Annotated in this window: 19 protein-coding genes; 4 read left to right on the forward strand and 15 right to left on the reverse strand. The window is 69.4% G+C overall.

All coding sequences use genetic code 11. The features are described 5' to 3' along the window. Positions 1–96: 96 nt before the first annotated feature. The 4 genes from ACFFR3_RS36835 to ACFFR3_RS36850 form a co-directional block, all read right to left on the reverse strand. The gene (locus ACFFR3_RS36835) at positions 97–282 is read right to left on the reverse strand and encodes a hypothetical protein (protein ID WP_379484632.1); all 186 of its coding nucleotides are present in this window, start codon (positions 280–282) and stop codon (positions 97–99) included. Positions 283–715: 433 nt separating this feature from the next. Continuing rightward, positions 716–1,762, reverse strand: coding sequence for a threonine aldolase family protein (locus tag ACFFR3_RS36840; RefSeq protein WP_364368719.1), 1,047 nt, complete (start codon positions 1,760–1,762; stop codon positions 716–718). Positions 1,763–1,970: 208 nt separating this feature from the next. Further along, the gene (locus ACFFR3_RS36845) at positions 1,971–2,927 is read right to left on the reverse strand and encodes a D-alanine--D-alanine ligase family protein (protein WP_364368722.1); all 957 of its coding nucleotides are present in this window, start codon (positions 2,925–2,927) and stop codon (positions 1,971–1,973) included. 169 nt (positions 2,928–3,096) lie between these two features. After that, positions 3,097–4,422, reverse strand: coding sequence for an aminotransferase-like domain-containing protein (locus tag ACFFR3_RS36850; protein ID WP_379484633.1), 1,326 nt, complete (start codon positions 4,420–4,422; stop codon positions 3,097–3,099). Positions 4,423–4,599: 177 nt separating this feature from the next. On the opposite strand from ACFFR3_RS36850, the gene ACFFR3_RS36855 reads away from it, so the two are divergent. Then, a complete protein-coding gene (locus ACFFR3_RS36855) occupies positions 4,600–5,217 on the forward strand; it encodes a GNAT family N-acetyltransferase (RefSeq protein WP_345393148.1) in 618 nt (205 codons plus the stop codon). A gap of 223 nt (positions 5,218–5,440) precedes the next feature. On the opposite strand, the gene trxA is transcribed toward ACFFR3_RS36855, so the two are convergent. The 8 genes from trxA to ACFFR3_RS36895 all read right to left on the reverse strand — a co-directional run bounded on the left by trxA (position 5,441) and on the right by ACFFR3_RS36895 (position 14,521). Beyond that, entirely contained in the window at positions 5,441–5,755 is a 315-nt protein-coding gene (gene trxA / locus ACFFR3_RS36860) for a thioredoxin (protein ID WP_345393145.1), read from the reverse strand. Positions 5,756–5,765: 10 nt separating this feature from the next. Then, positions 5,766–6,698, reverse strand: coding sequence for a thioredoxin-disulfide reductase (trxB, locus tag ACFFR3_RS36865; protein ID WP_345393142.1), 933 nt, complete (start codon positions 6,696–6,698; stop codon positions 5,766–5,768). A gap of 164 nt (positions 6,699–6,862) precedes the next feature. Continuing rightward, entirely contained in the window at positions 6,863–7,888 is a 1,026-nt protein-coding gene (locus ACFFR3_RS36870) for an anti-sigma factor family protein (protein ID WP_345393139.1), read from the reverse strand. Continuing rightward, entirely contained in the window at positions 7,878–8,513 is a 636-nt protein-coding gene (sigM, locus tag ACFFR3_RS36875; protein WP_345393136.1) for an RNA polymerase sigma factor SigM, read from the reverse strand. The genes ACFFR3_RS36870 and sigM overlap by 11 nt, the downstream gene beginning before the upstream one ends. 15 nt (positions 8,514–8,528) lie before the next feature. Further along, on the reverse strand, positions 8,529–10,049 hold the full coding sequence (locus ACFFR3_RS36880) for a protein kinase family protein (RefSeq protein WP_379484634.1): 1,521 nt from the start codon (positions 10,047–10,049) through the stop codon (positions 8,529–8,531). Between the two features lie 166 nt (positions 10,050–10,215). Further along, a complete protein-coding gene (gene murJ / locus ACFFR3_RS36885) occupies positions 10,216–11,820 on the reverse strand; it encodes a murein biosynthesis integral membrane protein MurJ (RefSeq protein WP_345393127.1) in 1,605 nt (534 codons plus the stop codon). Then, on the reverse strand, positions 11,817–13,976 hold the full coding sequence (locus ACFFR3_RS36890) for a DUF6049 family protein (RefSeq protein ID WP_364368734.1): 2,160 nt from the start codon (positions 13,974–13,976) through the stop codon (positions 11,817–11,819). Before ACFFR3_RS36890 ends, murJ begins: the two co-directional genes overlap by 4 nt. 20 nt (positions 13,977–13,996) lie before the next feature. After that, the gene (locus ACFFR3_RS36895; RefSeq protein ID WP_379484635.1) at positions 13,997–14,521 is read right to left on the reverse strand and encodes an aminoacyl-tRNA deacylase; all 525 of its coding nucleotides are present in this window, start codon (positions 14,519–14,521) and stop codon (positions 13,997–13,999) included. A gap of 158 nt (positions 14,522–14,679) precedes the next feature. Here ACFFR3_RS36895 and ACFFR3_RS36900 point away from each other — a divergent pair, with 158 nt between their 5' ends. Beyond that, on the forward strand, positions 14,680–16,077 hold the full coding sequence (locus tag ACFFR3_RS36900; protein ID WP_345393119.1) for a CCA tRNA nucleotidyltransferase: 1,398 nt from the start codon (positions 14,680–14,682) through the stop codon (positions 16,075–16,077). On the opposite strand, the gene ACFFR3_RS36905 is transcribed toward ACFFR3_RS36900, so the two are convergent. After that, positions 16,057–17,343 (reverse strand): MFS transporter, encoded by a 1,287-nt coding sequence (locus tag ACFFR3_RS36905; protein WP_345393116.1) that lies wholly within the window; start codon positions 17,341–17,343, stop codon positions 16,057–16,059. The genes ACFFR3_RS36900 and ACFFR3_RS36905 overlap by 21 nt on opposite strands. 78 nt (positions 17,344–17,421) lie before the next feature. Here ACFFR3_RS36905 and idi point away from each other — a divergent pair, with 78 nt between their 5' ends. Continuing rightward, positions 17,422–18,006: an isopentenyl-diphosphate Delta-isomerase gene (gene idi, locus ACFFR3_RS36910; RefSeq protein ID WP_364368741.1), complete on the forward strand. Its 585-nt coding sequence runs from the start codon at positions 17,422–17,424 to the stop codon at positions 18,004–18,006. Between the two features lie 51 nt (positions 18,007–18,057). On the opposite strand, the gene ACFFR3_RS36915 is transcribed toward idi, so the two are convergent. Continuing rightward, positions 18,058–19,137, reverse strand: a complete 1,080-nt coding sequence (locus tag ACFFR3_RS36915; RefSeq protein WP_345393114.1) for an inositol-3-phosphate synthase — start codon at positions 19,135–19,137, stop codon at positions 18,058–18,060. A gap of 13 nt (positions 19,138–19,150) precedes the next feature. After that, a complete protein-coding gene (locus ACFFR3_RS36920) occupies positions 19,151–19,741 on the reverse strand; it encodes a PadR family transcriptional regulator (RefSeq protein WP_345393111.1) in 591 nt (196 codons plus the stop codon). A 133-nt stretch (positions 19,742–19,874) separates the two neighbouring features. Between ACFFR3_RS36920 and ACFFR3_RS36925 the strand changes: the two genes are divergently transcribed. Continuing rightward, positions 19,875–20,261, forward strand: a complete 387-nt coding sequence (locus tag ACFFR3_RS36925) for a DUF5318 family protein (RefSeq protein WP_345393108.1) — start codon at positions 19,875–19,877, stop codon at positions 20,259–20,261. Positions 20,262–20,434: the final 173 nt, after the last annotated feature.

Genomic DNA, 20,434 nt, shown 5'->3' on the forward strand with positions numbered 1-20,434 from the left:
CGCACGAGCTGTTGCTGCGGTGCTGAGCCGAGCGCCGTGTGTCTGGGGGACCGGTTCTTGAGAGAGTCCCTCAGCGGTGGTGTGGTTGGGCGTGTTTCACGTGAAACGTTGCTGTGGTTTAGTGCCGTCGCCGTCGCCGTCGCCGTCGCCGTCGCCGTCGCCGTCGCCGTGCGGTACCCGTGCCGTGCGGCGCCCGTGCCCGTGCCCGTGCCCCTGCCCCTGCCCCTGCCCCTGCCCCTGCCCGTGCCCGTGCGGTGCTCGTGCCCGTGCTGTTTGCTCCATGCCGTTTGCCCCATGCCGTTGTCCGCTGTCGATTGTCCATTGCCCGTTGCGGTTCTGGTTTTGGTCGGGGTTGCGGTTCGGCTGGAGCTGAGCTGGGGCTAGGGCTGGCGCTGCGGCGGCGGGTGCGTTGGAGGTTGAGTGGGAGTGCTCGGTTTCTGCGATCCTCGGCCGTCGGGGGCGAGTGCTTGCCCTCCCGCCGCGCCCTCTCGCTGCCTTGTTTCACGTGAAACGAGGCAGCGGGAGACGGCGGGTTGTTCGTCTCATGCGGGTGCCGGTGGTGGGGGGTAGCTGGCCTCAGGCGTGGGCGGGTCTGTGGGTTCGTGGTTGCGGCTCTTGCCCTCGTGGCGGTGGAGCTCAAGAGTTCGGCTTTGGTGGAGAGTGGGGGAGCTGCCGCTGTGGGAGTGGTTTCACGTGGAGCCGGCGGTGCCTTGGGTTAGCTCGTGGAGGCTTTGCGGAGGGAGTCTAGGAAGTCGTCCACGTGGTCCTCTGTTGTGTCGAAGGCGGTCATCCAGCGGACGGTGCCGGCGGGCTCGTCCCAGAAGTGGAACAGGTAGCGCTGCAGGAGGGATTTCGCGACCTCGTGGGGGAGGGTGGCGAAGACGGCGTTGCTTTGTACGGGGTGGGCCAGGGACACGCCTGAGATGTCCTTCAAGCCGTCCGCTAGGCGGATGGCCATGTGGTTGGCGTGGGTGGCGTTCTCGCGCCAAAGGTCGTCCGTTAGGAGGGCCGTCAGTTGGGTTGAGATGAAGCGCATCTTGGAAGCCAGTTGGAGGGACTGGCGGCGGAGGAAGGGGATTGCGGTTGCCAAAGATGGGTTCAGGACCACTACGGCCTCTGCGGCTAGGGCGCCGTTCTTGGTGCCGCCGAAGCTGAAGATGTCCACGCCTGCGTCGGTGGTGATCGACCTCAGGTCACAGCCCAGGTACGCGGCGGCGTTCGCGAGGCGGGCGCCGTCGACGTGGAGCCGCAAACCTGACTCGTGGGCTGTCTCGGCGAGGGCGACTATCTCCTCGGGGGAGTAGCAGGTTCCTAGTTCTGTTACCTGGGAGATCGAGACGACCGTGGGCTGGGGCTCGTGGTGGAGGCCCAGGACGTTGAGGCGGGACTTGATGTCCGCAGGGCGGAGTTTGCCGTCTTCCGTGGGGACCGTCAGGAGCTTCACCCCGAGCAGGCGTTCCGTGGCGCCCGTCTCGTGCGTGGCGATGTGGGCGGTCTCGGCGCAGATGATGCCGTCGTAGCGGCCGAGCATGGGGGCCAGGCCGACCATGTTGGCGCCTGCGCCGTTGAGGACGGGGAAGCCTTGGGCGGTCGGGCCGAAGACTTCCCTGATCTTGTCCTCGAAGGTGGCCGTCCAGGTGTCGTCGCCGTAGGCGGGGGCGTCCCCGTGGTTCGCGGCGGTCATGGCGGCGAGGATCGTCGGGTGTACGCCTGCGTGGTTGTCGCTGGCGAAGCTCTTGGGGTACATGGAATCGAACAGCACACCGTAAGGCTACTTAGGTCACTGACACCGAGTCGGTGCCAAGCCAACCTCGCGCGAAGCGCCCCCCTAGCGGCCCACTGGGACCGGTTGGCACCCCCCTTGCGCGAAGCCCCTGCCCGCCCACTGCGCCACCTTGCGCGAAGCGCCCCCTACGCAGGTGCCCACCACGGCAGGCGCCCCAATGCAAGCGCGCCAATGCAAGCGCCCCTCAGCGACTGGCGCGGCTGGCGGCGTTCTGGAGCAGGGCGCGGCAGAGCTCGCCCAGGTCCTGCCCGGCCGCTTCCGCCGCCATCGGCAGCAGGGACGTCTCCGTCATCCCCGGCGCCACGTTCACCTCAAGGAAGTGGGGCACGCCGGCGGCGTCCACGATCAGGTCTGTACGCGAGACGTCCCGCAGCCCCAGCGCCGTGTGCGCCGTCACGGCGGTCTCGGCGCACGCCGCGGCGGCCGCGGCGGACAGGCGGGCGGGGGCGAAGAACTCGGTGTGGCCGGCGGTGTAGCGGGCGGCGTAGTCGTAGACCCCTTCGTCGGGCACGATCTCCACGGCCGGCAGCGCGACCGGGCCGTTGCCGAGGTCGACGACGGAGACCGCCACTTCGACACCTTCGACGTACCGCTCGATGAGCGCCGTGTCGCCGTACGCGAAACAGCCGACCATGGCGGCGGGCAGCTCCTCGGCCGTACGGACGAAGGAGGCGCCGAGCGCCGAGCCGCCACGTGCGGGCTTGACGAACAGCGGCAGCCCGAGCCGCTCGACGATGCGCCCGAGCACCACGGTCGCGCCGAGGTCGTGGAAGGTCTCCTTCGGCAGGGTGACGGACTCGGGGGTGCGGAGGCCGACGGAGCGTACGACGGCCTTGGCGGTCGGCTTGTCGAAGGCGACCCGGCACGCGTCGGGGTCGGCGCCGACGTAGGGGACGTCGAGCAGCTCAAGCACGGAACGGATGGCGCCGTCCTCGCCCGCGCCACCGTGGAGCGTGACGAAGACCGCGTCGGGCGGGTCGGCCAGGATCGAGGGGACGAGCGAGGCATCGGTGTCGCGCGCCTCGACGTCGATGCCCGTGGCCCGCAGCACCTCGCTGACCCGGCGACCTGAGCGCAGAGACACCTCTCGCTCGTAGGAGAGACCTCCGGCCAGCACGAGCACGTGGCCCAGATCGCTCATCACAACTCCTCCGCTGACGACACGCTGTCCAACCGTACCGGCGCTGGGGATGGGGGGTGTACGTGAGGTGCTATGTGCGGCGATCCCATCCCATCTCAGCCGGATTCCTTGGGGAAAAGGAGAACGGGAGGGCGCATGGAGCGCCCTCCCGTCCCGGCGGATCAGCCGGCTAGGCCAGGTCGGGCCCTGGCGTGTCCACGCCCTGGTGCTCGCGCGTGGACCCCGTGCCGAACGTGTCGCGCAGCTGCATCTCCTGCTCGATCACCCCGGCGAGCCTGCGTACGCCCTCGCGGATGCGGTCGGGCTGGGGGAAGCAGAAGGACAGCCGCATGTGGCGGGCCCCGCTGCCGTCGGAGAAGAACCCGGTGCCGGGCACGAACGCGACCCGTTCGGCCACGGCTCGCGGCAGGATCGCCTTGGAGTCGAGCCCTTCGGGCAGGGTGGCCCACACGAAGAAGCCGCCTCCGGGACGGGTCCACGTCACCTCGGGCGGCATCAGCGATTCGAGCGCGTCGAGCATCGCGTCGCGGCGCTCGCGGTAGAGCTCGCGGAAGGATTTGATCTGCTCGCGCCACGGCTGCGTGGCCAGGTATTGGCCGACGGCGAGCTGCGTGAACGAGGAGTGGGACAGCACGGCCGACTCCATGGCGAGCACGAGCTTGTCGCGGATGGCGTGGGGCGCGAGCGCCCAGCCGACGCGGAAGCCGGGGGCCAGTGTCTTGGAGAAGGAGCCGAGGTAGACGACGCCGTCGGGGTTGTCGGCGCGCAGCGCGCGCAGCGGCTCGCCGTCGAAGCCGAGCAGTCCGTACGGGTTGTCCTCGATGACCAGGATCCCGGCCCGCTGGCAGATGTCGAGCACCTGCTGGCGGCGGGCGATGTTGAGCGTGACACCGGCCGGGTTCTGGAAGGTCGGGATGGTGTAGAGGAACTTGACGGGCGCGCCCGCGGTTTCGAGGGCGTAGATCGTCTGGGCCAGCGACTCGGGCACGATGCCCTGGTCGTCCATGGCGATGTGGACGACTTTGGCCTGATAAGCGGCGAACGTGCCGAGGGCGCCCACGTAGGAGGGACCCTCTGCGAGCACCACGTCGCCCGGGTCGATGAAGATGCGGGTGATGAGGTCGAGGGCCTGCTGCGACCCGACGGTGACGACGACGTCGTTCGCCCCGGCGTTGATCCCCTCCAGCTTCATGACCTCGCAGATCTGCTCGCGCAGGTGCGGGTCACCCTGGCCGGAGCCGTATTGCAGCGCGACGGGGCCGCGCCGCGTGACGAGGTCGGAGACGAGCTCGCCGACCATGTCGAGGGGGAGGGCCGTGACGTACGGCATGCCGCCGGCGAGCGAGACCACCTCGGGCCTCGACGCGACGGCGAAGAGAGCTCGGATCTCGGAGGCGACCATCCCGGTAGCTCGCGCGGCGTACCGATCGACGTAGGCGTCAATGCGCGACCCTTGGGTCGCGGGTGTCTGACCGTGATCCAGCTCTTCTGTCACGGCCCACCTCCTAAGTGTCTATATCGGACTGAAATACCAGATTACGCCAGACGGACATGTCGCCCGTGACCGGGCTGGACCGTCGTGGTGTCCGCTGACGACATCTGTACTGGGCTACGATGCCACCTGTGGACGCGGTTTTCGCGCGCTTTTCCGGGTCAACGATAGGGGCGGTAGTTGTCGCGCCGGCTGGTCAACATAACCCTGGATAATCTTGAAGATCTGCCGCGCCGCTGCCGGCGGTGCGTGTTCTGGGAGCTGGATCCCGTCAACGGGGAGCGGGCGCTCGGCTCGGGCGACCCGGGCCTTGAGAAAGAGGCGTGGCTCTCAGGCACGCTGCTGGAGTGGGGCAGCTGCGGCAAGATCGTGTACGTCGACGGGGTGCCTGCCGGGTTCGTGCTCTACAGCCCGCCCCTTTACAGCCCGCGCTCGGTGGCCTTTCCCACCTCGCCGGTCAGCGCCGACGCGGTCTTGCTCATGACGGCCCACATCATTCCGGAGTTCTCGGGTGGCGGGCTCGGGCGCATGCTGATTCAGGGTGTCGCCAAAGACCTGACGCGGCGCGGGGTGAAAGCCATTGAAGCTTTCGGGGACTTGAAGTGGGAAGAACCAAGTTGCGTAGTTCCAGCGGAATACTTGCTTTCTGTGGGGTTTAAGACCGTGCGTCCGCATTTGCGTTTTCCGCGCTTGCGGCTGGAGCTCAAGAGCGCCGTCTCGTGGCGTGAGGACGTCGAGGTGGCTCTCGAACGCCTCCTGGGCTCCATGAGTCCGGAACGCGCCCTGCGTCCCGTCTGACGGCTTCACAGGCCCGTCCAACCGCTTCACAGGCCCGTCTGACGGCTTCACAGGCCCGCCTGACGGCTTCACAGGCCCGCCTGACGGTGCCGCAGGCGCCACAGCGTCACAATCCCCTACGCACACCCGCCAAGCGGAAAGCCCCTCGCGGACCGAACCACGAGGGGCTTTCGCAGGGCGCAGCGCGTCCCCCGAGGGGGCAACCCATCCGCCGGAAGACGAGCTAGATGATGCCCTCGAGCTCGCGCAGCAGCATGGCCTTCGGCTTGGCGCCGATGATCTGCTTCACGACCTCGCCGTTCTTATAGACGTTCAGGGTCGGGATCTGGAGTACACCGAACTGGCGCGGAACTTCGGGGTTGGCGTCGATGTCGAGCTTGACGATCTCCAGCTTGTCGCCGTGCTCCTTGGCGATCTCCTCGAGGATGGGCGCGACCTGACGGCACGGGCCGCACCACTCGGCCCAGAAGTCGACCAGGACGGGCTTGTCGCTCTTGAGGACCTCGGAATCGAAATTGGCGTCGGTGACAGCCTTCACGGTGCGCTCCTTACTTCTCGTTGTTGGCCAGCCAGCGCTCGGAGTCGAGCGAGGCGGCGCAGCCGGTGCCGGCCGCGGTGATGGCCTGGCGGTAGGTGTGGTCGACGACGTCGCCGGCGGCGAACACGCCCTCGATGTTGGTCGCGGTGGAGGGGGACGCCACCTTGATGTAGCCGTTCTCGTCGAGGTCGATCTGGCCCTTGACCAGCTCGGTGCGCGGGTCGTGGCCGATGGCGAGGAACAGCGCGTCGGTCGCGAGCTCGCACTCCTCGCCGGTCTTGACGTTGCGCAGCTTGACCGCCTCGACCCTGGACTCGCCGAGCACGTCGACGACCTCGGAGTCCCAGACGAAGCGGATCTTGTCGTTGGCGAGCGCGCGATCCTGCATGATCTTGCTGGCCCGCAGCGTGTCGCGGCGGTGCACGACGGTCACCATGCGCCCGAACCTGGTCAGGAACGTGGCCTCCTCCATCGCGGTGTCGCCGCCGCCGACGACCACGATGTCCTTGTTGCGGAAGAAGAACCCGTCACAGGTCGCACACCAGGACACGCCGCGGCCGGAGAGCCGCTTCTCGTTCTCCAGTCCGAGCTCGCGGTAGCCGGAGCCCATGGCCAGGATGACCGACTTGGCGTAGTAGGTCTCGGTGTGGGTCTTGACCACCTTGGGGTCAGCCTGCAGATCGACCTCGACCACGTCGTCGGCGACCAGCTCGGCGCCGAAGCGCTCGGCCTGCTTGCGCAGGTTGTCCATCAGGTCGGGACCCATGATGCCGTCGGGGAACCCGGGGAAGTTCTCCACGTCGGTGGTGTTCATGAGCGCGCCACCCGCGGTGACGGAGCCCTCGAAGACGAGCGGCTTGAGCTCGGCACGAGCGGAGTAGACGGCCGCCGTGTAACCGGCAGGGCCGGAACCAATGATGATCACGTTACGAACGTCGCTCAACGCTCCCACGCCTTCCTCGTCTGTCGATGCCACCGGCGACAACAGATCCTAGGCCGCAGTGATTCCCGCCCTACCCCACAACGCCGGGACAAACGAAAGAGCCCGCGAGAAGCGGGCTCTGACGTCGGGCTTCGCAGCCGGCGGACCTGGCCGGTGACGGTGGTCTACCAGCGGCCCAGGGCGGGCTTGCGCAGGTTCTTGCAGTTGAACGGATCGACGACGTCGATGCGGATCCTCTTGGTCGACTGCTGCTTCCAGCTCGCCACCAGCAGTGCCTCCTGGCCGTTGTACTGGCCCTGGTCCACCGCGAACACGTCGAGCTTGGAGCGGTTGGAGACCGCGCTGACGCACTTGGCGACCTTGTCGGCGTCGTTGGAGTCGCCGTGCAGTATCGGAGCGGGCGCCAGGAACAGCTCGAGCGGCCTGCGCAGCTCGGGGTCGCTGTAGTTGTGGTCGCTGTTGGTCAGGGCGTAGCCCCGCGGCGGCTTCGACGGTGTCGCCCGTACCGAGCTCCGCTCGGGCTGCGGGGCGGCGGAGGACGACGAAGGAACCGGCAGCGCCACCGGAGGCGCCGGCGACTCACCGCCACTGGCCAGCAGGGCCGTTCCGGCCACCGCGGACCCGGCCACGACGGCCGCCGCGGCGGCTGCCGCGACCGCGGGCATCGCCCACCGGCGCCGCCTGATCGACCGGCTCTTCGCCGGGACGACCGTGCCGTCGTCGGAGACCACGCCGAGCCGCACCGGCTCAGGCATGCCGCCCGGTCCGGTCGAAGCCGGCTCGGGGACCTCGGCGGGCGAGTCCCCGGACAGACGCGTCGGCTCCGGGGCCTGAGCAGGCACGTCCCGATGGAGCCGCACGGGCTCGGGGACCTCCGCCGGCCGCTCCCACGGGGCGTCCCGCATGAGCTCATCCCAGTCCGGTGGTTCCGCGAGGCCGACACCCCCGCCACGCCTGGACTCGGCCTCGGCGGCCAGCGCCTTGTCGATGCGCAGTGCGACACCCATCGGCATGGCCGGTGTGGGCGTCGCGGCCAGCACCTCGCGAACCGCCGCCAGGTCGGCCAGTAGCTCCCCACAGGGGTCGCAGACCGCGAGATGCTCGCGGACCTGGCGTGCCGTGTCGGCGTCCAGGAGACCCTCGGCCAGCTCGGCGAGGATTTCCAGATCGTAGTGCGTATCACCCGTCACGAAGTTCTGCTCCCTTCGCGGATGAGACGCGGTTCAGGTCGGTTCGGTTCCGCAGATGCGAAAGAATTGGGGCAAGTTTCGCGCGCCCTCGGGCGCACCGGCTCTTCACCGTGCCACTCGGCACTTGCAGCACCTGAGCTGCGTCTTCGACTGAGTAGCCCATCATGTCCACCAGCACGAGCGCGGCCCGCTGGTCGGCGGGCAGCATTTTCAGCGCGGCCGAAACCTCCATCGACACCTCGCGCTCGACGGTCTGGTCGGGCAGCGGGGTCTCGCGCTCCGCGGCCTCGATCAGCTCGTCGTCGGCGACGGGCCGGACGGATTTACGGCGCATCCTGTCAAGGCAGGCGTTGACCACGATGCGGTGCAGCCAGGTGGTGACGGCCGCTTCGCCGCGAAACGTGGCGGCCTTGCGGTAAGCGGAGACGAAGGCGTCCTGCACGGCGTCGGCGGCCTCGTCGGGGTCACCGAGCGTGCGCAGGGCGACCGCCCACATGCGGTCGCGGTGTCTCTTGACGATTTCGCTGAAGGCGTGTGGATCCCCGTGGATATGTGCGGTCAGCAGCTCGGCGTCTGTGACCGCCGGCCGCTCCGCTGCTGAGGGTGTCTCGGGTGGGGAGTTCACAAGAGAGTTTCCTGATTATGCCGATCCGGGAGAGTGCACCACTACCTCATAGATGGTGCCATGAAAAGTGCCCGCATCTGTCGGAACGCGCGTAAACCAGATCAAAACGTACTGGCCGGTCACCGCCTGTTCCGGAGCGAGGGTGGTTTTACCTGCGGCGTTCTTCTTCGTGGCGACTGTCTTGAGCGACCCGAGCTCAGGGGAGTCGCCCACCTTGAGCTCGACGGTCGCGCCCGACGCGTCGGACAGCGTAGCGACCACGTCGCTGATCTGCACGGACTTGCCCATGTCGAGCAGCAGGCCCACGCCGTCCTTGAGTCTGCCCAGGTCGGCGCTGGTGTAGGTCTCGGTCTTCCACAGCGTGCTGGGCTTGCCGTCGATGGCCAGCTTGGCGAGGTCGGGCTTCTCGTCGCCGTCGCCGAGCGGGTCGAAGCCCTGCGCCTTGACCGGCTTGACGGCCTGCGTCTCCGCCGGCGCGGAGGCCGATGCGGTGGGGCTGGCGCTGGTCGTCTGCGACGTCGTCGGGCTGCCCAGGCTGCGGCCGATCGTCCACGCGCCCACGCCCACGGCGGCGATGACGAGCAGCACCACGAGCGTCATCAGCACCCGGTTGAGCGTGCTGCCGCCCCCGCCGGACGGCCGGCGCGGCTGCATCACCGGCGGCAGGGGAGGCGGCGCCGACTGCTGCCGGTGGGCGATGTCGAGGCCCTCGGTGTGGGACGCCGAGGCGACCGCCGGGGTGGAGGGGTAGGAGATCGGGATCGGCATCGGCCTGGCGACGTCGGCCAGCGCCTCGGCCACCTCGGACGGGCTCGACAGCGCGCCCTGCCCCCTGCGCGACTCGGGCAGGCAGGCCCGCACGGTGACCGTGTCGAGGTAGCCGGGCACGCCCGCGGTCACCTGGCGGGGCGTGCAGAAGTGGCCGTCGTTCATGGGGGCGGCGGGCAGCCCGCCCTCTTCCTCGTCACCCGGCCAGTGGCCGGTCAGGCCCGCGTACAGCAGCCGGCCGAGGCCCTCGGCGTCGTCGAGCGCCGGCTGGTCGGTGGTCAGGCCCCACATGGCGGCGTCGACCGCGACGCCGAGCACCTTGACCGTGTTGCCGGTCGTCCACACCAGGTGGGAGGGGCGAAGGCACAGGTGGTAGAGGTGGGCCTCGTGGGCGTGCGCGAGCGCCTCCGCGGCCTCGGCGATCAGCCCGGCCGCACGATCGGGCTCCAGCGGGCCGGCGGCGAGCAGGTCGGTCAGCGACTCGCCGGTGACCCACTCGCTGACGACGTAGGCGGACTTGTCGTCCTCGGCGGCGTCGAAGACCTGCGTCAGCCGGGGGTCGGTGAGCCGGCTGGCCGCGCGGGCGGCCGTGACGACCTCGTGGACGCGTGGGAAGTCGGGGGCGAAGGTGTGGACGGCGACGGGACGGGCGAGGATCTCGTCGATGGCCTTCCACAGGGTGGCGCCGTCGGACTCGCTGACGCGATCTTCGAGCCGGAAACGCTCGGCGAGACGGGTGCCGGGTGCGACGGCCGACGTGCTGCTCACTGGCTCACTCCGCTTGGCCGATCGGACGTGCTCATGGTTCGACTCACCTGCGTGGTGGTGTCCCACGAAGGCACGCTATGCCGGGTGGATCCGCCCACGCCCCTCCTGCTTCCATTCGCGCGTGTCGGGCTCCATGGTAGTGCCGAGGAGATTCCGCCCGCGTTCTTTACCGACCTACCCGCCTCGCGACCATCCCAACGATCGAGTTGACCTCCGGGATGCGCATTCTGTGGGCTACGCCGAGATAGAGCAACATTCCCAGGCCACCGCCGATCGCCAGAACGATCACGGAGTTGAGGAAGTCGAGCCCGCCGAACACCGTGGTGATCACCCAGACCGTGGCGAGCGCGAGCACGGCGGTGGGCAGCGCCGCGAGATACATCCTGGTCATCGCCATGCCGACGGCCCAGCCGTCCAGCCCCTGCACCCGGCGGGCGGCCAGCCACCAGGCCAGCACCGCGCCCAGCCCGTAGGCCACCGTGTACGCCAGCGCCAGCCCCATCACCGCGTACCTGGCCGGCAGCAGGAGGTGGAACAGCACCATGAGCACCGCGTTGACCGCGGTCGTGCCGGCCCCGATGAAGACGGGCGTACGCGTGTCGCCGAAGCTGTAGAAGACCCGCAGCAGCAGCTGGAACACCGCGAACGGCACCAGCGCGAGCCCGTAGACCTGCAGCACGTTGCCGATGTAGACGGCGTCGGCCACGGAGTTGGCGCCGTGGCCGTAGATGGGTACGGTGATCGCCGGCCCGACCACCATGAGCAGCAACGACACGGGCACCATGAGCGCGCAGACCAGCCGTACGCTCGACCCGAACTCGGCCCGCACGTCACCGAAGCGCCCGTCGGCGACGGCCCTGCTCATCCTGGGCAGCATCGCGGTGATCACGGAGACGCCGATCACGCCGTAAGGAAGCTGGAAAAGCTGGAACGCCAGCGTGTACGGGCTGATGCCGTGCCCCGCCACCTCGTCACCCGCGGCGCTCGCGAGGTTGGTCGTCAGCATGAAGCCGGCCTGCGTGACGATGACGTAGCCGATCGTCCAGACGCCGGCCTTGCCCATCTCGCCGAGCCGCGCGTTGCGCAGGTCGAAGCGCGGCACGAACTGGAACCCGGCCCGCCGCAGCGCCACGATGAGCACCGCCGCCTGCGCCACGATGCCGGCCGTGGTGCCGACGCCGAGCAGCGCCAGATCGCCGGTGGTGACGCGGGAGATGTCGTTGCCGGGCCCGGCCACCGCGTAGAGCAGGAAGACGCAGATGACGACCAGGTTGTTGACGACCGGGGCCCACATGGGGGCGCCGTAGCGGTCGCGGGTGTTGAGGATGGCGCCGGCCACCGCGCCCACGCCGAAGAAGGCGAGCTGCGGCAGGATGAACCTGGCCAGCGTGACCGCGACGTCGTATTCCCTGCTGCCGTGGTCCCAGACCGTGTAGAGGTCGATGAGCAGCGGCGCGGCCAGCACGGCGATCGCGGCGACCACGATGAGCGCGCCGGTGGAGAGCGTCAGCAGCCGCTGCTCGTAGGCCCTGCCGCCGTCGGCGTCGTGCTGCTGGGCCCGCACGATCATCGGCACCACGACGCTGCTCAGCACGCCGAGCAGCAGCAGGTCGAGGATGCTGTACGGGATCGCGTACGCGGCGTTGTAGGCGTCGCCGAGCGCCGCCGTGCCGATGGCGTAGGCCAGCACCATCGTCCGCACGAACCCCGTGACCCTGGACACCATGGTGCCGGCCGCCATGATGGCGCTGGCCCGCAGCATGCGGCTCATACGGTCTCACTCTCCCGGGTCTTGGTACGCGCGAGCTTGCGCTGCGACCTGCGCCGCAAGAGCCGTGTGACGACGGCGGCGAGCATCACGGTCAGCGCGGCGCCCACGATCACCAGGGCGATGCCGGTGTAGCCGGTGGTGCGGATCGTCAGCCGCTGCGGCTTGCCGTAGGGCTGGCCGTCGGGGGTCTTGAGCTGCACGGTCACGGTGGCGTCGCCGCTGGTGTCGGGGGTGGCGTTCATCGTCACCTGGAACGTGGTGCTCTGGCCCGGGCCGATCGTCCGCGTCTCCTCGACGATCTTGATCTGCAGCAGCTCGGGGTTGTCGGACTTGACGTCGATGTAAAGGGCGACGGGGTGACCCATGCCGTTCTTCACGCTGATGGGCACCACGCCGCTGCTGCCGGCCAGGGTGCGGGGGCCGCCCACGCCGAAGATCTGGATCTTGTTGGTGGTGTTGGTGACGGCGGTGCCGACCATCTTGGCCGCGGCGCGTCCTGCGCGGGTGCTGTCGCGCCAGGCCGACGAGGTCAGGCGGAGCACGGCGGCGTCGAAGCTGGACGGCGCGCCGTCGGTGGTGACCCGGGACAGCAGCTGCGCCATCGACCACGACTCCTTCACCGAGTCGAGGTATTTGCCGGACAGCTCCTGCTTGCGGTTCTGGTCGGTGTAGGTCAGCCCGGCGCGCGGCACGGACGTCTTGCCCGGCTTGAGCGACTCCAGCGTGGTCAGCTGCAGCCAGGGCAGCCGGCCCGCGGTCTTGAGCAGTGAGCTGATCAGCGCCGGGTTGGGGTTCCACCGCCGGGAGGGCGCGACGACCAGCGACCGCGGCACGGTCTGGCCCGGCTCCGCGGCGATCATCGCGGTCTCGGCGATGAACCGCTGCCTGGTCAGCGCCTGCGAGGTGGGCCCGGCCGGCTCGAACAGGCGGCTCAGCTCGGGGTCGGCGACCAGCGCGGTGACCGGGCCGTTGACCGAGTCGAGCGTCGCGGCGGCGTCGGGCGTGGTGGGCACGGGCGGCTGCGGCGGCAGGTTGGTGGAGTTGAGCAGCACGGTGTTGACGCCGCTGACGGCGAGCAGGTCGAGCGCGTCGGGGTCGAGCACGCCGGCGGCCGGCCAGTTGAGGTTGGTCTTGGCCTTGGCGCTGAGCAACTGCTGGGCCTTCTGCCCGCCGAGCTCGACTGCCCTGCGGGTCTGCGGGTCGAGCCCCTGGTGGGCCAGCGCCGCCACGTCGGGGTCGGCGTAGGGGAGGGCCACCACGGGGGAGGCGGCCAGCGAGGTGCGCATGTCGGTCAGCCACTGGCCCGCCGCTGCGCTCGGCGGCTGGGAGCGCTTGCCGTCCTTCGTCTTGACCTGGTAGCCCTTGGTCATCGCGCTGAGGTCGTCGAGCAGCGCGGGATCGACCACCCAGGTGACGCTGCTCGGCGCCGACTGCGCGATGCTGAGCAGGTCGGCCAGCCGGCCGCGGCCGGTCACGGCCTGGCTCAGCTTGTCGTCGAGGAACAACGGGCCCTTGCCGGGCGCGTCGGGGTCGGTGTCGGTGGCCCGGCGCGGCTGGTCGATGACGGGCAGCACGACGGCGAGCTTGTTGCGCGGCGGGCGCGGCGTGGTGGGCGGCGCGTACGTCAGGAAGGTGCGCTGCGCGCTGAGCGGCACACCCCATTGGGCGACGTCGACCGCGATGGGATAGACGCCGAACTGCCGCAGGCCGAGCTGCACGGGTGTGGCCGTGATCTCCCAGCGCGCGGTGCCGCCCACATCGAGCGGCTCGAGATTCTGGAACGAGTTGCGCGTGGAGACGCTGCTCGGCAGCGTCGCGTTGTTCTGGTCGGCCTGGTAGGTGGCCATCGAGGCGCGGTCGGTGAAGGGCAGGGCGCTGTAGCGCAGCCGCACCTGGAGGCCGGACATCGCGGTGCCCGTGTCGTTGCGCACGGTGCCGGTGATCTTGATCACATCGGTCAGGCTCTTCGGCACCTCGGGCGTGATCGACGTGATCGACACGGCGAGCGTCTGCCGCCTGATCTCGGTCAGGACCGGTGTCGCGGCAGCCTCGCCGGGCGTCACCGCCATCGTGGGGGCGAGCAACGCGGCGGACAGCGCGGCGAGCAGCGTGGTCTTACGGATCACGCGCAGGCCCGAGCCGGACGAGGACGACACACGCCCGCAATGGTACGGGTTCAGTGCCGTCGCGCGACCGCCGCACGTGATCCTCGCGGGCGTGTGCCGCGGAGGTCCACCATCTTCCCCGGCAGGACGGCCAGCAGGTCGAGAGCCCTCATGGCGAGCGCGGTGTGCCGCTCTCCCGTGGGCGTGTAGAGGAGTTCGTCGTCCGCGTGCAGCCGGTCGTCGATGAACATCGGCAGCGCGGCGGGCAGCAGCAGCGGGCACACGAGCCCGTCGGCGTAGTCGGTGGCCGCGTTGACGACGTGGGCGGGCGCGGGGCGTACCTGGCGGGCGCCGAGCAGCCCTCCGACGATCCCGGGCCGCGGCGGCGACGAGACGGGGGTGGTGACGGCGATGACGACCTCGCTGCCGACCCTGGTCGTGACGTCCAGCACCGTGACCATGAGGCAGCGCCCGGCGGCCGCGAAGACCGTCTCCGGCAGCTCTTCCGCGCATGTCATGGGACGCGGAAGGCGTACGATCTCATGATGGACCTGGTGTGCGAGGAGCCAGCGGTGGAGCGCGAGGGCGTCCTTCATATAGTCCTCCTTGCCGCATTCCAGTGCCCCCCGACGGTCCCTTGACCGACGGTAACCCGGACCTGGTGTGGCTCGGGGGATATGTTCCGGAAGCACACTCAGATAAGGCCGATCGCAGTTTGTCCGACTCAACTCTGACCGAAAGCCAGCAGCAGGCCATGAACGACCTGTTCCGCAAGATCGCCCCAGTGGCCGACGAGCTCGGCCGCCTGTTCGCCGCACAGGGTCACGAGCTCGCCCTCGTCGGCGGGCCCGTACGCGACCTGTTGCTCGGGCGCGCAGGCAACGACCTCGACCTGACCACCGACGCCCGCCCCGAGCAGGTGCTGGAGATCGCCAGAGACTGGGCCGACGCCGTGTGGACGATCGGCATCGACTTCGGCACGGTCGGCCTGCGCAAGGGCGACCGGCTGATCGAGATCACGACGTACCGCAGCGAGTCCTACGACCCCAAGTCGCGCAAGCCCGAGGTCGTCTACGGCGACACCCTTGAGGGCGACCTGGAGCGGCGCGACTTCGCGGTCAACGCGATGGCGGTGCGGCTGCCCGCGCACGAGTTCGTCGACCCCTACGGCGGCCTGTCCGACCTGCGGGCGGGGCTGCTGCGCACGCCGGGCACCCCCGAGCAGTCGTTCGGCGACGACCCGCTGCGCATGCTGCGCGCGGCCAGGTTCGCCGCGCAGCTCGGCTTCAGGGTCGATCCGGCGGCGGTGACGGCGATGACCGAGATGGCCGACCGCATCGAGATCGTCTCGGCCGAGCGCATCCGCGACGAGCTCGACAAGCTGATCTGCGGCGCCCGCCCGCGTGAGGGCCTGCGGCTGCTGGTCGAGACGGGGCTGGCCGCCCACGTGCTGCCCGAGCTGCCCAAGCTGCGGCTGGAGATCGACGAGCACCACCGGCACAAGGACGTCTACGAGCACACGCTGACCGTGCTCGACCAGGCCATCGCGCAGGAGGAGGACGGCCCCGACCGCGTCCTGCGCTGGGCGGCGATCATGCACGACATCGGCAAGCCCAAGACGCGCCGCCACGAGGCGGGCGGCCGGGTCTCGTTCCACCACCACGAGGTGGTCGGGGCGCAGATGACGAAGAAGCGCATGACGGAGCTGCGCTTCCCGAAGGACGTCGTCGCCGACGTGTCGCGGCTGGTGGAGCTCCACCTGCGCTTCCACGGCTACGGCACGGGGGAGTGGACCGACAGCGCCGTACGCCGCTACGTCCGCGACGCCGGCCACCTGCTCGACCGGCTGCACAAGCTGACCAGGGCCGACTGCACCACCCGCAACAAGCGCAAGGCGGCGGCGCTGTCGCGCACCTACGACCACCTGGAGGAGCGCATCGCCAGGCTGGCCGAGGAGGAGGAGCTGGCCAAGATGAGGCCCGAGCTCGACGGCAACGAGATCCAGCAAGTGCTCGGCGTCGGCCCGGGGCCGGTCGTGGGGCGGGCCTACAAGTTCCTGCTCGACCTCAGGCTCGACAAGGGCGTCATCGGTAAGGAGGCCGCCACCGAGGCGCTGCTGGAGTGGGCGAGGTCAACCGACCTCGGTGCGTGAGGGCGCGGTGATCAGGCGGTAGCCGAGGGCGGCCAGCGGGTAGCCGAGCGAGATGATGGCGACGGCGGCGTACGACTTGCCGTCGGCCGGCAGGATCGCCGCCGACAGGGCCGCGGCCAGCACGTACATGCCGTTGAAGAGCATGTCGTAGATGGAGAAGGCGCGGCCCCTGTAGATGTCCTCCACGTCGCGCTGGACGGTGGTGTCGGCGCAGATCTTCACGCTCTGCCCGGCCACCCCCAGCACGAACCCGGCGACCGGCAGCCCCCACTCCTGGAAGGGCAGCACCAGCACCGCGGTCAGTGCCCCGGCCGCGACCAGCGCGATCTGCACCCACCGCTCGATGCCGAACCACTCGGTCGCGTACGGCGTGATGACGACGGCCAGCGCGGTGCCGAGCCCGGCGGCGATCACCACCAGGCCGATGCCGCGCAGCGCGGCCTCGGCGTCGCCGTGGGCGAAGTAGTAGCGGTAGAGGATGATGCCGAGCGCGGTGCACATGCCGAACAGGAAGCGGTGGGTGGCCATCGCGCCCAGCGTCGCGGCGGCCACGCGGTGGTGCAGGAGGTGGCGGGCGCCGTCGAGGAGCCCGGTGACGACGTTGCGCAGCTCCTGGCGGGCCTGCGGCCGGTCGGGGTCGGGCCACGGGCCGAGCAGCTGCCGCTCCATGGTGCGCGCCACCAGCGCGCTCATCGTGAACACCACGCCGGACGTCACCAGCAGCAGCGCCACGCCCAGGTCGTCGCCGCCGAACAGCTCGCGCAGCAGGAAGCCCACGCCGGCGCCGAGGAACGTGGCCACCGTGCCCGAGGTGGGCACGACCGCGTTGGCCGAGATCAGCCGCTCGGGCGGCACCACGTGGGGCAGCGAGGCGCCGAGGGCGGCCAGGAAGAACCGGTTGACGCCGAGCACGGCCAGCGCCGCCGCGTAGAACGCGGGATCGGGCACGTCGGCCGCCACGAGCGCGGCGGCGACGAGCAGCAGCCCGCCGCGGATGAACGGCGCCACCATGAGGATCTGCCGCCGCGACCAGCGGTCGATGAAGACGCCGACGAAGGGCCCGAGCACGCTGTACGGCAGCAGCAGCACCGCCAGCCCGGCCGCCACCTCGACGGCGGTCGTCTGGTTCTCGGGGCTGAAGAAGGCGAACCCGGTCACCCCGAACTGGAAGATGCCGTCGGAGAACTGCGAGACCAGCCGGGTGCCGAACAGCCGCCTGAAGTCCCTGCCCCGCAGAACCGTGCGGAGATCGGCGACGAAAGACACGCCGTCAGCCTAGCCCGCGCTGGTCGGCTGCCACGCCGGGGTTCCAAGTGGTGGCCATGATCTCGTACGCTTCAAAGCGTGACGAGCGACGAACACGTTGTGCTGGTAGATCGCGACGGCCGGGCGCTGGGCACCGCGCCCAAGACGTCGGTGCACGGTCGCGAGACCCCCCTCCATCTGGCTTTCTCCAGCTACGTCTTCGACTCCGACGGCCGCGTGCTGCTCACCAGGAGAGCCGATCACAAGCTGACCTGGCCGAGCGTGTGGACCAACAGCTGCTGCGGCCACCCCCTTCCTGGCGAGGCGCTCGACCGGGCGGTGGTGCGCCGCCTGTCCTACGAGCTGGGCCTGGCCGTCGAGAGCGTCGATCTGATGCTGCCCTCGTTCGCCTACCGCGCGGTGATGGCCAACGGCATCGTGGAGCACGAGCTGTGCCCGGTCTATCGCGTCACGGTCGACGCGCCCGTCACGCCGAACCCCGACGAGGTGGGGGAGACGCTGTGGATGCCGTGGAAGGAGTTCGCCGAGGGGGCCCAGAACGGCCTGCTGGCGATCTCGCCGTGGTGCAGGGAGCAGGTGCCGCTGCTGACCGAGCTGGGCGCCGACCCGCTGTCCTGGCAGCCGGCCGGCGCCGACGCGCTGCCGCCCGCCGCACGTCCCTGACAGACGAACGGCGCCGCGCCCCTCGATGAGGAGTCGCGGCGCCGATGAAGGTCAGCGCTCGACCTCGCCCCTGATGAACTTCTCGACGTACTCGCGCGCCTGGTCGTCGGAGTACTGCTCCGGCGGCGACTTCATGAAGTAGGACGACGCCGACAGGATCGGCCCGCCGATGCCCCGGTCGAGGGCGATCTTGGCGGCCCGCACGGCGTCGATGATGATGCCGGCCGAGTTCGGCGAGTCCCACACCTCGAGCTTGTACTCCAGGTTGAGCGGCGTGTCACCGAACGAGCGCCCCTCCAGGCGGACGTAGGCCCACTTGCGGTCGTCGAGCCACGGCACGTGGTCGGACGGGCCGATGTGCACGTCGGCCTTGCCCATCTCGTGCGGGATCTGCGAGGTGACCGACTGCGTCTTGGAGATCTTCTTCGACTGGAGGCGGGTGCGCTCCAGCATGTTCATGAAGTCCATGTTGCCGCCGAAGTTGAGCTGGTACGTGCGCAGCAGCTCGACCCCGCGGTCCTCGAACAGCTTGGCCAGCACGCGGTGCGTGATGGTGGCGCCCACCTGCGACTTGATGTCGTCGCCCACGATCGGCACGCCCGCCTCGGTGAACTTCTCGGCCCACACGGGGTCGGAGGCGATGAAGACCGGCAGCGCGTTCACGAACGCCACCTTGGCCTCGATGGCGCACTGCGCGTAGAAGCGGTCGGCCTCTTCCGAGCCCACCGGCAGGTACGACACCAGCACGTCCACCTGGTTGTCACGCAACACCTGGACCACGTCCACGGGGTCCTCGTCGGACTCCTCGATGATCTCGCGGTAGTACTCGCCAAGGCCGTCGAAGGTGTGCCCACGCTGCACGGTGACCCCGGTCGGGGGCACGTCGCAGATCTTGATCGTGTTGTTCTCGCTGGCGACGATCGCCTCGGACAGGTCGCGGCCGACCTTCTTGGCGTCCACGTCGAACGCGGCGACGAACTCGACGTCGCCCACGTGGTAGTCGCCGAACTTCACGTGCATCAGGCCAGGGACCCGTACGTCGGGATCCGCGTCCCTGTAGTAGTGAACCCCCTGGACCAGCGACGACGCGCAGTTGCCGACACCGACAATGGCGACGCGAACCGAACCCATCGCACTCGCTCCCTTACTCATCAGTTGACGTGGTATCTCTCTCGGGCCTGTCCTCGGACGAGGCCCGACGCTCAGTTGCGATCAGCTCGTTCAGCCAGCGCACCTCGCGCTCGACGGATTCGAGCCCGTGGCGCTGCAGCTCGAGCGTGTAGCTGTCGAGCCGCTCCCTGGTGCGTGCCAGCGCGGTGCGCACCGCGTCGAGCCGCTCCTCGAGCCGGCTGCGGCGGCCTTCGAGGATGCGCAGGCGCACCTCGGCCTCCGTGTGCCGGAAGAACGCGAAGTGCACGCCGAAGCTCTCGTCCTCCCAGGCGGACGGGCCCGCCTGGGTGAGCAGCTCCTGCAGCCTTTCCTTGCCCTCGGCGGTCAGCTTGTAGACGATCTTCGACCGGCCGCCGACGATCGTGGACGGGGCCGGCTGCTCCTCGGCGATGAGGCCCTGAGCCAGCAGTGATCGCAGACAGGGGTACAGCGACCCGTAGGAGAACGCACGGAACATCCCCAGCAAGGCGTTGAGCCGTTTGCGCAGCTCGTAGCCATGGAGCGGCGTCTCGTGCAGCGACCCGAGCACGGCCAGCTCCAGAACCCTGCCCTGTCCGCTGGCCACTGGAACCGCCCCCTCTCGCGTCGATGTATCGAGCCGATACATCCTGAGGATACGTCGGGGCGCTATATGGCCGCAATCTGCGAATCCGGCAAGTCGTTGGGATCAACCTCCGAAACGCCGTAGTCTGGCGCTCATGTGGTCACAGAGAAGGGTGGTGGATTACGGCCTGGCGAAAAGGGCGGTGGTCCGCTCCCTGCGGGCGGGGCGATCGTCGCGCCGCGACGTCTGTGACGCACAGCCCTACCTCCTTCGCGCGGCCCGCCACTTCGGCGAGCCGACCGAACGCCTCTGCCCGGTCTGCGAACAGGAGAACGTCACCAACGTGACCTATGTCTACGGCGACGCCCTCGGGCGGCATGCCGGTCAGGCAAAGGTCACATCAGAACTCGTCGCCATGGCTCATGATTACGATGAGTTCCGGGTGTACGTTGTCGAGGTCTGCCAAGGTTGTTCCTGGAATCACCTGACGGTTTCGTACGTCCTCGGGAACGGACCGCCTGACCTCGTCGATCAAGCGTGAAGACCGAGGGCGGCGAGCAGCCTCACGCCCGACCGCCGTTTATGTTCCGACGACGATGCGAGGACGTGTGAGTAACAGCATGAATGAGGGGACGGCACGCCCGGGGAGGCGCCGTCGCTCCAGCTCATCCCGTTCTGTGCCCCAGGGTTCTCCTCCTCAAACCGGCGATCCGG

This window comes from Nonomuraea salmonea (assembly GCF_042428605.1).
Taxonomy (GTDB): Bacteria; Actinomycetota; Actinomycetes; order Streptosporangiales; family Streptosporangiaceae; genus Nonomuraea; species Nonomuraea salmonea.

Bases quoted from the DNA above. Each gene is read 5' to 3' on its own strand.
- ACFFR3_RS36835 (WP_379484632.1), bottom strand. From the start codon at position 282: ATGGAGCAAACAGCACGGGCACGAGCACCGCACGGGCACGGGCAGGGG.
- ACFFR3_RS36845 (WP_364368722.1), bottom strand. From the start codon at position 2,927: ATGAGCGATCTGGGCCACGTGCTCGTGCTGGCCGGAGGTCTCTCCTAC.
- murJ (WP_345393127.1), bottom strand. From the start codon at position 11,820: ATGAGCCGCATGCTGCGGGCCAGCGCCATCATGGCGGCCGGCACCATG.
- ACFFR3_RS36895 (WP_379484635.1), bottom strand. From the start codon at position 14,521: ATGAAGGACGCCCTCGCGCTCCACCGCTGGCTCCTCGCACACCAGGTC.
- ACFFR3_RS36900 (WP_345393119.1), top strand. From the start codon at position 14,680: ATGAACGACCTGTTCCGCAAGATCGCCCCAGTGGCCGACGAGCTCGGC.
- ACFFR3_RS36915 (WP_345393114.1), bottom strand. From the start codon at position 19,137: ATGGGTTCGGTTCGCGTCGCCATTGTCGGTGTCGGCAACTGCGCGTCG.
- ACFFR3_RS36925 (WP_345393108.1), top strand. From the start codon at position 19,875: ATGTGGTCACAGAGAAGGGTGGTGGATTACGGCCTGGCGAAAAGGGCG.